Origin of the sequence: Pseudomonas sp. AAC, assembly GCF_000725445.1 — a bacterium.
Classification (GTDB): Bacteria; Pseudomonadota; Gammaproteobacteria; order Pseudomonadales; family Pseudomonadaceae; genus Pseudomonas; species Pseudomonas citronellolis.
Genome location: NZ_KL647099.1, coordinates 384,189 through 398,223, shown reverse-complemented (window position 1 = coordinate 398,223; position 14,035 = coordinate 384,189). Strand labels below are relative to the sequence as shown.

The 14,035-nt window shown below is 70.7% G+C and carries 12 protein-coding genes; 11 read left to right on the top strand and 1 reads right to left on the bottom strand.

Annotated features, from left to right (window positions below):
• Positions 1 to 254 precede the first annotated feature (254 nt).
• The gene (locus tag FG99_RS23085) at positions 255 to 1,460 is read right to left on the bottom strand and encodes a LysR family transcriptional regulator (RefSeq protein WP_043272479.1); all 1,206 of its coding nucleotides are present in this window, start codon (positions 1,458 to 1,460) and stop codon (positions 255 to 257) included.
• Positions 1,461 to 1,616: 156 nt separating this feature from the next.
• Here FG99_RS23085 and galB point away from each other — a divergent pair, with 156 nt between their 5' ends.
• From galB to FG99_RS23030, 11 genes are all read left to right on the top strand, one after another.
• Positions 1,617 to 2,351 carry a 4-oxalmesaconate hydratase gene (galB, locus tag FG99_RS23080; RefSeq protein ID WP_043272478.1) on the top strand — a complete coding sequence of 245 codons (735 nt, stop codon included), beginning with the start codon at positions 1,617 to 1,619 and terminating at the stop codon, positions 2,349 to 2,351.
• Positions 2,348 to 3,064 carry a 4-carboxy-4-hydroxy-2-oxoadipate aldolase/oxaloacetate decarboxylase gene (locus tag FG99_RS23075; protein WP_009618359.1) on the top strand — a complete coding sequence of 239 codons (717 nt, stop codon included), beginning with the start codon at positions 2,348 to 2,350 and terminating at the stop codon, positions 3,062 to 3,064. The genes galB and FG99_RS23075 overlap by 4 nt, the downstream gene beginning before the upstream one ends.
• Before the next feature lie 2 nt (positions 3,065 to 3,066).
• The gene (locus FG99_RS23070; RefSeq protein WP_043272477.1) at positions 3,067 to 4,146 is read left to right on the top strand and encodes a 4-oxalomesaconate tautomerase; all 1,080 of its coding nucleotides are present in this window, start codon (positions 3,067 to 3,069) and stop codon (positions 4,144 to 4,146) included.
• A 155-nt stretch (positions 4,147 to 4,301) separates the two neighbouring features.
• Positions 4,302 to 5,234 (top strand): ABC transporter substrate-binding protein, encoded by a 933-nt coding sequence (locus FG99_RS23065; RefSeq protein WP_043272476.1) that lies wholly within the window; start codon positions 4,302 to 4,304, stop codon positions 5,232 to 5,234.
• Positions 5,234 to 6,244: a FecCD family ABC transporter permease gene (locus FG99_RS23060; RefSeq protein WP_177330916.1), complete on the top strand. Its 1,011-nt coding sequence runs from the start codon at positions 5,234 to 5,236 to the stop codon at positions 6,242 to 6,244. Before FG99_RS23065 ends, FG99_RS23060 begins: the two co-directional genes overlap by 1 nt.
• Positions 6,241 to 7,281, top strand: coding sequence for a FecCD family ABC transporter permease (locus FG99_RS23055; RefSeq protein WP_043272475.1), 1,041 nt, complete (start codon positions 6,241 to 6,243; stop codon positions 7,279 to 7,281). The genes FG99_RS23060 and FG99_RS23055 overlap by 4 nt, the downstream gene beginning before the upstream one ends.
• Positions 7,278 to 8,087 (top strand): ABC transporter ATP-binding protein, encoded by an 810-nt coding sequence (locus FG99_RS23050; protein WP_043272474.1) that lies wholly within the window; start codon positions 7,278 to 7,280, stop codon positions 8,085 to 8,087. Before FG99_RS23055 ends, FG99_RS23050 begins: the two co-directional genes overlap by 4 nt.
• Positions 8,088 to 8,501: 414 nt before the next feature.
• Positions 8,502 to 9,194 carry a response regulator transcription factor gene (locus FG99_RS23045; protein WP_141766164.1) on the top strand — a complete coding sequence of 231 codons (693 nt, stop codon included), beginning with the start codon at positions 8,502 to 8,504 and terminating at the stop codon, positions 9,192 to 9,194.
• Positions 9,194 to 10,540: a HAMP domain-containing sensor histidine kinase gene (locus FG99_RS23040; protein ID WP_043272472.1), complete on the top strand. Its 1,347-nt coding sequence runs from the start codon at positions 9,194 to 9,196 to the stop codon at positions 10,538 to 10,540. Before FG99_RS23045 ends, FG99_RS23040 begins: the two co-directional genes overlap by 1 nt.
• A 75-nt stretch (positions 10,541 to 10,615) precedes the next feature.
• Positions 10,616 to 12,847 (top strand): TonB-dependent siderophore receptor, encoded by a 2,232-nt coding sequence (locus FG99_RS23035; RefSeq protein ID WP_043272471.1) that lies wholly within the window; start codon positions 10,616 to 10,618, stop codon positions 12,845 to 12,847.
• Positions 12,848 to 12,897: 50 nt separating this feature from the next.
• The gene (locus FG99_RS23030; protein WP_043272470.1) at positions 12,898 to 13,791 is read left to right on the top strand and encodes an alpha/beta hydrolase; all 894 of its coding nucleotides are present in this window, start codon (positions 12,898 to 12,900) and stop codon (positions 13,789 to 13,791) included.
• Positions 13,792 to 14,035: the final 244 nt, after the last annotated feature.

Here is a 14,035-nt window from a genome sequence, read left to right as displayed (position 1 = left end):
GGCGAGATTCGCGGATGAGATCCGCTCCTACGCTGCCCCACCCGCGCCACTCCCCTGTAGGAGCGCGCCCTGCGCGCGATTTCGCGGGCAGGGCCCGCTCCGTGAGGCATGGCATTCTCCCCCGTAGGAGCGGACCTTGTCCGCGATAGCCGGAACCTCCGGCGAGATTCTCGGATGAGATCCTACGCTGCCCCACCCACACCATTCCCATGTAGGAGCGCGCCCTGCGCGCGAATCGCGGGCAGGGCCCGCTCCTACAGGGTGTGGGGCCCTGTCCCCTGGATCACCTCGCGGATGCTCTGCATCAACGCCGCCGACACCGGCGAATGCAGGCAGCCGCTGCGGCAGGTCAGGCCGATGGCGCGGGTGGTCTGTTGCAGCTGCACCGGCAGGCGGCACAGTTCGCCGGAGGCGATCTCGTGTTCCAGCTGGTGCGCCGACACCGCCGCGAGCATGTCCGAGCGCAGCAGCAGGCCGCGGATGGTCGCCAGGTCGCCGCTTTCCACCACCGGCCAGGGCGCGGCCATGCCCGAAGCGGCGAAGCAGGCGTCGAGCAGGCCCCGGGCCGGGGAGCCCGCGCGCGGCAATACCCAGCGCGCCCGCTGCAGTTCCGCCAGCTCGCGGGTGCCTTCCAGCAGCGGATGGCCACGGCGCGCCAGCAGCACCATCTCCTCGGTGAGCAACGCCTCGCCGGCCAGGTCGCTAGCGTAGTCCGCCGAGCGCAGGGCGCCGAAGACGAAATCCAGGTCGCCGGCGCGCAGCTCGGTGGCCAGCAGGTCGAACGGGCTTTCGTTGGTGATCACCCGCACCCCCGGATGCTCGGCGGTGAGGCGGACGATGGCCTCGGGCAGGATGCGCGTGCGCCCCAGCGGCAACGCGCCGACGTGCACCACGCCCTGCAGGCTGCCGCGCATGGCGCTGAGGTCGGTCTCGATGTGGCGCAGCTCGTTGAGCGCGCGGCGGATCGGAAAGAGGATCTCGTGGCTCGCCCGCGTCGGCTGCAGGCCGCGCGGGGTGCGCTCGAACAGCGGCCGGCCGCAGCCGCCCTCCAGCACCTTGAGCGCCGAGCTGACCGCCGGCTGGCTGAGGCCGAAGTGGCTGGCCACGGTCTGCATGTGGCGCGTCTCGCAGAGCTTGACGAAGACCTCCAGGCGCCGCCCCTGGAACAGGTACAGCGGCTCCACCGGCGCCGCGCCCAGCACCTTCGGCACGCTCTCCAGCTCGGCCAGCACGCGGCGCGCGCGGGGCAGCACGCAGTCGCCGTAGTCGGTCAGGCGCATGCCGTTGGCGTGGCGCTCGAACAGCGGCGCGTCGAGCCGCGCCTCCAACTCGGAGATGGCGCGGGTGACCACCGACTGCGCGCGGAACAGCGCTTCCGAAGCCCGCGACACGCTGCCCAGGTCCGCCACGCGGACGAAGGCGCGGACCTGCATCAGGTTCGGCAGTTCGAAGTCACTCATATCCCCTCCCGGCGCGCAGCCCTACTCCGACGGGACTATGCCCAGCCCTCCCGACAAGCGCAATAAGCAGAACGCATACCTCCAACAACTGAACGCATTAGTCCGCCGCGGCCCTCGGTGACATCCTCGACACATTCCCAACCGGAGCCCACCCACATGAACGCAGCACAAAAATCCGCCCTGGTGGTCAGCGCCCATTCCGCCGATTTCGTCTGGCGCGCCGGTGGCGCCATCGCCCTGCACGCCGAGCAGGGCTACGCCGTGCACATCGTCTGCCTGTCCTTCGGCGAGCGCGGCGAATCCGCCAAGCTGTGGCGCAAGGGCGAGATGACCGAAGAAAAGGTCAAGGCCGCGCGCCGCGAGGAAGCCCTGGCCGCCGCCGAAATTCTCGGTGCCAGCGTCGAGTTCTTCGACATCGGCGACTACCCGATGCGCGCCGACCAGGGCACCCTGTTCCGCCTGGCCGACGTGTTCCGCCGCGTGCAGCCGGAATTCGTCCTCAGCCACTCGCTGAAGGACCCGTACAACTACGACCACCCGCTGGCCATGAACCTCGCCCAGGAGGCGCGCATCATCGCCCAGGCCGAGGGCTACAAGCCGGGCGAGAAGATCGTCGGCGCGCCGCCCGTATACGCCTTCGAACCGCACCAGCCCGAGCAGTGCGAATGGCGCCCGGACACCTTCCTCGACATCACCGGCGTGTGGGACAGGAAGTACGCCGCCATCCAGTGCATGGCCGGCCAGGAACACCTGTGGGAGTACTACACCCGCGTCGCCCTGCAGCGCGGCGTGCAGGCCAAGCGCAACGTCGGCATCACCAGCGCGCGCAACATCGTCTACGCCGAAGGCTTCCAGAGCGTGTTCCCGCGCGTGACGGAGAACCTGGCATGAGCGCGCTGATCGGCAAGACCGGCATCGTGGTGCGCAACATCCCACGTGTCGCGCAGGAAACCATCGACGAACTCGGCCGCCTGGGCGTGGCCACCGTGCACGAGGCCCAGGGCCGCAAGGGCCTGCTGAACACCGGTATCCGCCCGATCCAGCAGGGCGTGGCGGTGGCCGGCAGCGCGGTGACCGTGCTGGTGGCGCCGGGCGACAACTGGATGTTCCACGTCGCCGTCGAACAGTGCCGCCCCGGCGACCTGCTGGTGGTGGCGCCCAGCTCGCCGTGCAGCGACGGCTATTTCGGCGACCTGCTCGCCACCTCGCTCAAGGCCCGCGGCGTGCGCGGCCTGGTGATAGACGCCGGCATCCGCGACAGCCACACCCTGCGCGAGATGGGCTTTGCGGTCTGGTCGAAGGCCATCAATGCCCAGGGCACGGTGAAGGAAGTGCTCGGCTCGGTGAACCTGCCGCTGCTGTGCGCCGGGCAACTGGTGAACGCCGGCGACATCGTCGTCGCCGACGATGACGGCGTGGTCGTGGTGCGCCACGGCGAAGCAGCCCAGGTGCTGGAAGCCGCGCGCAAGCGCGCCGACCTGGAAGAGCAGAAGCGCCTGCGCCTGGCCGCCGGCGAACTCGGCCTGGACATCTACGAAATGCGCCCGCGCCTGGCCGCCAAGGGCCTGCGCTATGTGGACAGCCTCGACGAATTGGGAGGCTGAACATGGGCCAGACGCGCATCCCCTGCCTGCTCATGCGTGGCGGCACCTCCAAGGGCGCCTACTTCCTGAGCACCGACCTGCCCGCCGACGCGGCCCTGCGCGAGCGCGTGCTGCTGGCGGTGATGGGCTCGCCGGACAAGCGCCAGATCGACGGCCTCGGCGGCGCCGACCCGCTGACCAGCAAGGTCGCCATCGTCCAGGCCTCGCGCCGCGAGGACGCCGACGTCGACTACCTGTTCGCCCAGGTGCTGGTGGACGAGGCGCGGGTGGACTACGGGCAGAACTGCGGCAACATCCTCGCCGGCGTCGGCCCCTTCGCCATCGAGCGCGGCCTGGTGCCGGTGCGCGGCGCCAGCACGGCGGTGCGCATCTTCATGGAGAACACCGGGCAGATCGCCGTGGCGCACGTCCCCACGCCCGACGGCGAGGTGGAATACGCCGGCGACACGCGCATCGACGGCGTGCCCGGCAGCGCCGCGCCGCTGGTGGTGGAATTCGCCGACGTGGCCGGCTCCAGCTGCGGCGCCCTGCTGCCCACCGGCAATGCCCGCGACAGCTTCGACGGCATCGAGGTCACCTGCATCGACAACGGCATGCCGGTGGTGCTGCTGCGCGCCGAGGACCTGGGCCGCAGCGGCTGCGAGAGCCGCGAGGAACTGGACGCCGACGCCGAGCTGAAGGCGCGCCTGGAGTCCATCCGCCTGCAGGCCGGCCCGCGCATGAACCTGGGCGACGTCGGCCAGCGCAACGTGCCGAAGATGTGCCTGGTCTCGGCGCCGCGCCAGGGCGGGGCGATCAACACCCGCTCGTTCATCCCGCACCGCTGCCATGCCTCCATCGGCGTGTTCGGCGCGGTGAGCGTGGCCAGCGCCTGCCTGGTCGAAGGCTCGGTGGCGCAGAGCGTGGCCAGCGCCGGCGAAGGCGAGGTACGGCGCCTGGCGGTGGAACATCCCAGTGGCGAATTCAGCGTGGAAATCCGCCTGCACGACGGGCGCATCGCCGGCTGCGGCCTGGTGCGCAGCGCACGCCTGCTGTTCGACGGCCAGGTGTGCATTCCCCGGGCAGTGTGGGCCGGCCACTGACCTGGGCGAACCGCGCGGCGCTCTGCCGCGCGGCTTTGACACAAATCATCGCAGTTGTAAAAAAACGGTAAATGCGAGTGATTCCAACTCGCTTCTGTCGTATCTATGGGCATTTTCCACCCGCCCGCCACTTTCGGCGCCTCAGGAAAACCTCCATGCAAGCCCGAGCCCTTCCCCTCTCCCGCCGCCTGCTGGCCAGCGTGGCCGCCGCCGTCACCAGCGCCTTCCTGCTCCTGCAACCCACCGGCGCCAGCGCCGCCAGCCTGGACACCGCCTTCGGCCCGGTGCAGGTCAAGGACCACCCGCAGCGCGTGGTGGCCCTGGGCGAGAACACCCTGGACGCCGCCCTCGCCCTGGGCGTGCAGCCCCTGGGCGCGCTGGCCAGCCGCGGCGGCAGCGACATTCCCGAATACCTCAAGGCCAAGGCCGGCAAGCTGCCGCTGGTGGGCACCGTGCGCGAGGTCAACCTGGAGGCGGTGCTCAAGCTGCGCCCGGACCTGATCCTGGCCAGCCCCGGCCTGACCCGCGAGCAGTACGCCAAGCTCAGCCTGATGGCGCCCACCGTGGTGCCCAAGGGCGGCGCCCTGGACGACTGGCGCGTAGCCTTCCGCACCTATGCCGCGGCCCTGGACAGGAACGCCGAGGCCGAGCAGCGCCTGCAGGAACTCGACCAGCGCATCGCCGGACTGCGCCCGCGCCTGCCGGCCAACACCAGCCTCAGCGTGGTGCGCTGGAACCCGCAGGGGCCGATCATGATGTCCAGCCACCTGTTCGCCGGCCAGTTGCTCGACCAGTTGGGCCTGCGGCCCAACCCGCTGGCGGCGCAGCAGACCCAGCGCCCGCACACCGACATCCTCAGCCTGGAGAACCTGTCCAAGGCCGATGCCGACTGGATCTTCCTCGCCACCCTCAACCCCGACGGCGAAAAGGCCCTGGCCGAAGCCCGCCAGCAACCGGCCTTCACCCGATTGAAAGCGGTGCAGGCCGGGCACCTGGCCAGCGTCGACGGGCAGATCTGGAGCAGCAGCTCCGGCTACCTGGCCGCCCAGCAGGTGCTGGATGACGTGGAGAAGGCGCTGGCCAACTGATGCTGCCCGCGCGCCTGCCCCAGCCGCTGGCCCTCGGGCTGGCGGCTTCGCTTCTGTTGCTGCTGTGCCTGTCCAGCCTGCTGCTGGGCGCCGGCGACGCCGGCCCCTGGGCCAGCCTGCAAGCCCTGTTCGGCGGCGCCGACGAAGACACCCGCTTCGTCGTCGGCGTGCTGCGCCTGGCGCGCACCGAGCTGGCCCTGCTGGTGGGCGTGGCCCTGGGCGCCGCCGGCCTGCTGTTGCAATCGGTGACGCGCAACCCGCTGGCCGAGCCCGGCCTGCTGGGCGTCAGCGCCGGCTCGGCCTTCGCCGTGACCCTGGCGATCAACCTCGGCGCCACCGCCGCCGGCCTCAACCTGGCGGTGGCCGTGCTCGGCGCCTTGGGCGGCTGCCTGCTGGTGCTGGCGGTGTCGCGCCTGCGCGGGGTGGGCGACGACCCGGTACGCCTGGTGCTGGCCGGGGTGGCCTTCTCCGGCCTGCTCACCGCCCTGAGCAGCCTGGTGCTGCTGTGGGACCAGCGCACCGCCGACGAAGTGCGCTTCTGGGTGGTCGGCAGCCTCGCCGGCCGCCCGCTGGACACCCTGCGCTGGAGCCTGCCGGGGCTGCTGCTCGGCCTGCTGGTGGCATTGCCGCTGGTCCGCCCGCTGGCCGCCCTGGCCCTGGGCGAACGCGTGGCCAGCGGCCTCGGCCACCACCCGCAGCGGGTGCGCCTGGCCACCCTGCTGGCGGTGGCGCTGCTGGTGGGCACGGCCAATGCCGCCGCCGGCCCCATCGCCTTCCTCGGTCTGATCGTGCCCTTCATCGCCCGCCGCCTGGTGGGCAGCGACATCCGCAGCTGCTTCGGCCTGTGCCTGCTGCTGGGGCCCTGCGTACTGCTGCTGGCCGACATAATCGCGCGCCTGCTGGTGCGCCCCTACGAGATGCCGGTAGGGGTGGTCACCGCCTTCGTCGGCGCGCCCATCCTCATCGCCGTGGTGCGCTCGCACCGCCTGCCGACGCTGCAACGCCAATGAACGCGCCCTCTCCCCACGGTTACGGCCTGCTGCGCCTGGGCCGGCTGTCGCTGCTCTGGCACCGCCGCAGCCTCATGGTCGGCCTGGCGTTGCTGGCAACACTGGCCGCCGCCTTCGTGTTCTGCCTGAGCGGCGACGGCCTCGGCGCCGGCCAGGCCATCGCCGCCCTGCTCGGCCAGGGCGACCCCTTCCAGCAACTGCTGGTGCGCGAACTGCGCCTGCCGCGCCTGCTCGCCGGCCTGCTCAGCGGCGCCGCCCTGGGCGCCGCCGGCTGCCTGATGCAGACCCTGGCGCGCAACCGCCTGGCCACCCCGGGCATGGTCGGCCTGGACAACGGCGCCACCGCCTTCGCCGTGGCCTCCATAGTCGCGGTGCCGACCAGCCTGGCGCCCTCCGCGCTGGCCCTGACCGGCGCCGCCAGCGCTGCCGCGCTGACCTTCCTGCTCGCGGCCGGGGCCGGCGCCCGCGGCTATCGCTTCATCGTCGTCGGCCTGGGCATAGGCGCGCTGTTCGGCGCCCTGACCAACCTGATGCTGGCCCGCGCCGACATAGACGCGGCCAACGCCGCCTACCCCTGGACCGTCGGCAGCCTCAACGCCCGCCCGCCGCTGGCCGTGTGGCTGCTGGCCGGCGGCCTGGCCCTGGGCCTGCCGGCGGCGCGCCTGCTGACGCGGCCACTGACGACGATGCGCTTCTCCGACAGCGTCGCCATCGGCCTGGGCGTGCGCCTGGGCGCCATGCGCATCGCCACCCTGGCGCTGAGCGTGGCCCTCACCGGGCTGGCCGTGGCGGTGGCCGGGCCGGTCGGCCTGGTGGCGCTGATCGCCCCCGAGGCAGCGCGCTACCTGGGCGGCCAACACGGCGTGCCGGTGCTCAACGCGGCCCTGGCCGGCGCCCTGCTGACGCTGCTGGCCGACTGGCTGGGACGCACCCTGCTGGCGCCCATCGAAATCCCCGTGGGCATCGTCATGGCGGTGATAGGCGCGCCCTACCTGCTGTGGATCATCCTGCGCCAACCCTCCGGGAGACAGCCATGAACCCGAACCCCGTCGCCCCGCTGGAAACCCGCGGCCTGTGCATGGCCTACGGCAAGCGGCCGATCATCGAAGGCCTGGACCTGCGCCTGCCGGCCGGCCAGGTTACCGCCATCGTCGGCCCCAACGGCTGCGGCAAATCCACCCTGCTGGCGGGCCTGGCGCGCCTGCAGAAGCCCAGCGGCGGCGCCGTGCTGCTCGACGGCAAGGCCATCGCCAGCCTGCCGTCGAAAGAAGTGGCGCGGCGCCTGGCGCTGCTGCCCCAGGACGCCAGCGCCCCGGACGGCCTCACCGTGGCCGAGCTGATCCGCTTCGGCCGCCAGCCGCACCAGGGCCTGTTCCAGCAATGGAGCGCCGAGGACCAGCAGGTGGTGGACGCCGCCCTGGCCGCCGCCGACCTCGGCGAGCTGGCCGAGCGGCCGCTGGAATCCATGTCCGGCGGCCAGCGCCAGCGCGCCTGGATCGCCATGGCCATCGCCCAGGACACCCCGCTGCTGCTGCTCGACGAACCCACCTCGGCGCTGGACCTGGGCCACCAGATCGAGGTCTTCGAACTGATCCGCCACCTGGCCGAAGCCGGCAAGACGGTGGTGATGGTGGTCCACGACCTGTCCAGCGCCTGCCGCTACGCCGACCACCTGGTGGCGATGAAAGGCGGCCAGGTGCTGGCCGAAGGCGCGCCGGCCCGGGTGGTGACGGCGGAGCTGGTGGAGGCGCTGTATGGCGTGCGCTGTACGTTGTTGAGCGATCCGTACAGCGGCACGCCACTGATCGTTGGGGCCAGTCGGGTGCGAGCCTGCTCTTCGTAGGAGCGAGGGGGACGCCTAGTTCTTGCTCGCGAATGGGTCTTCCGGGGACTTCGGCGCCAAGACTGAGAGCACCCTCTCCCTAACCCTCTCCCTGAAGGGAGAGGGGACCGTTGGGCAGACACGGATGTTCTGGAGTCAGCCGGCAGGCACGGTGGCTACAGGCTGAAACCGCCCTCCTCTCGGCACGGACAAGCCCCCTCTCCCTTCAGGGAGAGGGCTGGGGAGAGGGGACGGGCTTCGACATCGCTCCGGAGCAAGACCTGACGCCATTGTTCGTGAGCTCGCTCCTACGAAAAGCACCATCCCCCCCAGAACCTCAGATGCGACGAAATGCCAGCACCCAGCCATTGCCCCGCCCCCACCGCCAGTGGGATCATTTGCAATTGCTTTTTGTTCTCATCCATGGCCGATCACGTGTCACCGCAACTACTCCTCGTGGAAGACGACGCCCACCTGCGCCCGGCCCTGGAACGCCACTTCCAGGCCCGCGGCTTCGCCGTGCGCGCCTGCGAGACCGGCACCCAGGGCCTGGCCGCGCTGCGCGAGGGCCGCTTCGACCTGGTGCTGCTGGACATCATGCTGCCCGGCGTCGACGGCCTCAGCCTGCTCGACGAACTGCGCCGCCGGCAGACCGTGCCGGTGATGCTGATGTCCGCCCTGGGCGCCGAGCAGGACCGCATCAGCGGCTTCACCCGCGGCGCCGACGACTACCTGCCCAAGCCCTTCAGCCTGGCCGAGCTGGACGCCCGGGTCGACGCCCTGCTGCGCCGCGTGGCCCTCGACCGGCGCCCGGCCGAGGCCCCCCGGGACGGCGAGCTGACCCTCGACGAAGAGGCCCGCGACGTCACCCACCAGGGCCGAGCCGCCGGCCTCACCGGCTCCGAATACCGCCTGCTGGCAACCTTGCGCGCGCACCCCGGCGAGGCGCTGAGCAAGGCCTTCCTCTACCAGAGCGTGCTGCACCGCGCCTACACCCGCCTGGACCGTGGCCTGGACGTGCACGTCTGCAACCTGCGCCGCAAGCTCGCCGCCATCGGCGCGCAGCACCTGCAGATCCAGGCGGTGCGCGGCCAGGGCTACGTGCTGGTCGAGACGGACGGCGCCTGATGCGCCGCCACCCGCTGCTGTGGAAGCTGGCCCTGCTGCAGGTGGGCTTCTGCCTGACGCTGACCTGGCTGATCTGGAACTGGGGCCTGTCGGTGGAACGCAGCACCTACTTCCTCGACGAAGCCGACCGCCTGTACCTCGCACGCTACGCCCTGCAGGCCGAGCAGGCCTGGCGCCAGGGCGGCGCGGCCGGCGCCGAAGCCTTCCGCCGCCAGCTGGAACGCGAGGAAGACACCTGGGTCGCCCTGGTCGGCCCGCGCCTGGAAAGCCTCGGCACCACGCCGCTGAGCGCCGAGGAGGCCAGCCACCTGACCTTCATGCGCAAGCTCGACTGGCCCATGAGCCGGCGCCTGCAGGACGAGCTGCCCTACGTCAGCATCGAATTCCCCGAACGCCCCGAGGACGGCCGCCTGGTCATCCAGCTGCCCGAGCGCCTGCTGCCCAGCGGCCTGACACCCTGGACCCACGTCATCACCCACGGCGTGGCGCCGACCCTGCTGGCCCTGCTGCTGGGCCTGGCCCTGTACCGCCACCTGGTGGTGCCGCTCAACCGCCTGCGCGACCGTGCCGACGCCCTGCGCGCCGACGACCTCGACAGCCCCGGCCTGCCGCTGCAGGAGCGCCGCGACGAACTGGGCGAACTGGCCCAGGCCTTCGAACACATGGCCGCGCGCCTGCGCCAGAGCCTGGCCCAGCAGCGCCTGCTGCTGCGCACCCTGTCCCACGAACTGCGCACGCCCCTGGCACGGCTGCGCATCGCCCACGACGGCGAACTGCCGCCCGAGCAGCTGCGCCAGCGCCTGGGCCGCGAAGTGGCCGACATGCAGCGGCTGCTGGAAGACACCCTCGACCTGGCCTGGATGGACACCGAGCGCCCGCAACTGCCCACCGAACCGGTGCTGGTGCTCTCGGTATGGGAAGCGCTGCGCGAGGACGCCTGCTTCGAAAGCGGCTGGGAGCCGGCGCGGCTGCCCTGCTCGCTGGGCACCGAATGCAGCGTGCAGGTACACCTGGACAGCCTGGCCCAGGCCCTGGAGAACCTGCTGCGCAACGCCATCCGCCACTCGCCGGCGGGCGGCCGAGTCAGCCTCGACGGCTGGCGTGAGGGCCGGCACTGGCACCTGTGCCTGCGCGACCAGGGCCCCGGCGTGGCCGAGGCCGACCTGGAACGCATCTTCGAGCCCTACCAGCGCCTGGAAGGCAGCGGCGCCGGCTTCGGCCTGGGCCTGGCCATCGCCCGCCGCGCCATCGAGCTGCAGGGCGGCCGCCTGTGGGCCACCAACGCCCACCCCGGCCTGTGCCTGCACCTGCTGTTGCCGGCGGCCTGGAAGTGTTTAGAAAGTTAATGCGCTTTACTCGCAATTGTGAGTAATTATCATCTTCGATCTCTCGCCTTCAGGCTGAACTTCCGGAGATCGAAGATGTCGTCCCGTGCCCAACCCCTAGTCCCCTTCCTGCTGCTGTCCAGCTGCCTGCTGGCCAGCGCCGTCCATGCCGCCAGCCAGGACGAGCAGCCCGTCGAACTGGACAGCCAGACCGTGGTCGCCACCGCCCAGGAAGAAACCAAGCAGGCTCCGGGCGTGTCCGTCATCACCGCCGAGGACATCGCCAAGCGCCCGCCGGCCAACGACCTCTCGCAGATCATCCGCACCATGCCGGGGGTCAACCTGACCGGCAACTCCACCAGCGGCCAGCGCGGCAACAACCGGCAGATCGACATCCGCGGCATGGGCCCGGAGAACACCCTGATCCTGGTCGACGGCAAGCCGGTCAGCAGCCGCAGCTCGGTGCGCTACGGCTGGCGCGGCGAGCGCGACACCCGCGGCGACACCAACTGGGTGCCGGCCGACCAGGTCGAGCGCATCGAAGTCATCCGCGGCCCGGCGGCGGCGCGCTACGGCTCCGGCGCCATGGGCGGGGTGGTGAACATCATCACCAAGCAGGCGGCCAAGCAAACCCACGGCAACCTCACCGTCTACCAGAACTTCCCGCAGCACGGCGACGAAGGCGCCAGCAAGCGCGTGAGCTTCGGCCTCAACGGCCCGCTGACCGATACCCTCAGCTACCGCGTCTACGGCAACCTGGCCAAGACCGACGCCGACGACTGGGACATCAACGCCGGCCACGAATCGGCGCGCACCGGCAACCAGGCCGGCACCCTCCCCGCCGGCCGCGAAGGCGTGCGCAACAAGGACATCAACGGCCAGCTGAGCTGGAAACTGGCGCCCAACCAGAGCCTCGAGTTCGAAAGCGGCTTCAGCCGCCAGGGCAACATCTACACCGGCGACACCCAGAACACCAACAGCAACGCCAACGTGAAGAGCATGCTGGGTCACGAGACCAACATCATGTACCGCGAGAACTACTCGCTCACCCACCGCGGCGACTGGGACTTCGGCAGCTCGATGGCCTACCTGCAGTACGAGAAGACGCGCAACAGCCGCATCAACGAAGGCCTGGCCGGCGGCACCGAGGGCATCTTCAGCAACACCGACTTCTACACCTCGACCCTGCGCGACCTGACCGCCCACGGCGAAGTCAACCTGCCGCTGCACGCCTGGCGCGACCAGACCCTGACCCTGGGCAGCGAGTGGAACCAGCAGAAGCTCGACGACCCCAGCGCCAACACCCAGACCACCACCGAGGGCGGTTCGGTCGCAGGCCTGACCAGCAGCGGCCGCGACACCACCTCGCAGGCGCAGATCTTCTCGCTGTTCGCCGAAGACAACATCGAGATCCTCCCCGGCACCATGCTCACCCCGGCGCTGCGCTTCGACCACCACAGCATCGTCGGCGACAACTGGAGCCCGTCGCTCAACCTGTCCCACGCGCTGACCGACACCCTCACCCTGAAGGCCGGCATCGCCCGCGCCTACAAGGCGCCGAACCTGTACCAGCTCAACCCCGACTACCTGCTCTACAGCCGCGGCCAGGGCTGCTACGGGCAGAGCACCAGTTGCTACCTGCAGGGCAACGAGAACCTCAAGGCCGAGACCAGCGTCAACAAGGAACTGGGCATCGAGTTCAAGGACGACGGCTGGGTCGCCGGGCTGACCTACTTCCGCAACGACTACAAGAACAAGATCGACTCCGGCCTGACCCCGGTGGGCACCGCCAGCGGCGGCACCGGCAGCTACGCCAACGCCTCGATCTACAAGTGGGAGAACGTGCCCAAGGCGCTGGTCGAGGGCCTGGAAGGCACCCTGAGCATCCCGCTGGCCGCGCAGCTGACCTGGAACAACAACTTCACCTACATGCTGCAGTCGAAGAACAAGGAAACCGGCGACGTGCTCTCGGTGACGCCGAAGTACACCCTCAACTCCATGCTCGACTGGCAGGCCAGCGACGACCTCTCGCTGCAGCTGAGCGTGGCCTGGTACGGCAAGCAGAAGCCGAAGAAGTACGACTACCAGGGCAACCGCGTGACCGGCAGCGCCAACGACCAGCTCTCGCCCTACGCGCTGACCGGCGCCAGCGGCACCTACAAGATCAGCAAGAACCTGAGCGTCACCGCCGGCGTCGACAACATCTTCGACAAGCGCCTGTACCGCGCCGGCAACGCCCAGGGCGTGGCCAACATCGCCGGCGCCGGCGCCGCCACCTACAACGAGCCCGGCCGCACCCTCTACACCAGCCTGACCGCGTCCTTCTGAGGACCACCCGGCCCCCGCTCCCGGCGGGGGCCGGCAGACGAGATAGCCTGATGAAAACCACCACCCTGCCCCTGGTCCTGGCGCTGGCACTGGCCGCGCCGGCCCCGGTGGCCCTGGCGCAACCGGCGCCGGACCAGAAGATGGACACCACCTTGCTGCAACGCCAGGACCTGGCCTACCGCTTCACCCAACTGGAACTCGACTCTGCCGACGGCCAGCGCCACTACCGCCTGTGGGTCGGCAAGCCCGAACGCCCGGCACCCGCCGCCGGCTACCCGGTGCTGTGGATGCTCGACGGCAACGCCGCCCTCGGCGCGCTCGATGCCGCCAGCCTGGACAAGCTCGCCAGCGGCCAGGCGCCGCTGCTGGTCGCGGTCGGCTACCAGACCGAGCAGCGCATCGAACGCAACGCCCGCACCTACGACTACACCCCGCCGCTGCCCGGCGAAGCCAGGCAACTCGACCCGCTGACCGGCCAGCCCAGCGGCGGCGTCGACGCCTTCCTCGACCTGCTGCGCCAACGCATGCGCCCCATGGTCGCCGCCGTCGCCCCCATCGACGCCAGCCGGCAGACCCTCTGGGGCCACTCCTACGGCGGCCTGGCCGTGCTCCACGCCCTGTTCACCCGCCCCGGCGAGTTCAGCGCCTACGCCGCCGCCAGCCCCTCGCTGTGGTGGCACGACGGCGCCATCGTCCGCGAAGCCGCGGGCCTGCAACAACGCCTGGGCGAAAGCCGCCCGCGCCTGCTGCTGATGCGCGGCGGCGACGAACCGGGCAACCCGCGCGGCCCGCTGAAAGGCGACGCCGAACGCCCGGCCCGCGAACTGAGCGCCGACCTGGCCAAGGTGCCGGGCCTGCAGGTGCAGTACCAGCGCTTCGACGGCCTGGGGCATGGGCCCATGTTGCCGGCGTCGCTGCGCTATCTGCTGGAGCATTACCCGTAACCGAGGCGCGCCGGGGAGCAAGGTCAAACGGCGGATAACCGCGAACGGTTATCCGCCCTACGCCAGGCCCACCCAGTGATGCAGGGCATACAACCGTTCGCGGAAATGACGATGTACAAGGATGGCGCCTAACCTCCAGCCCGCAGAGGACAGCCCCCTCTCCCTTCAGGGAGAGGGTTGGGGAGAGGGCGCTCTGAAACCCAACACCTACGCCACCGGTAACCCCTGTTCGCGAGCAAGCTCG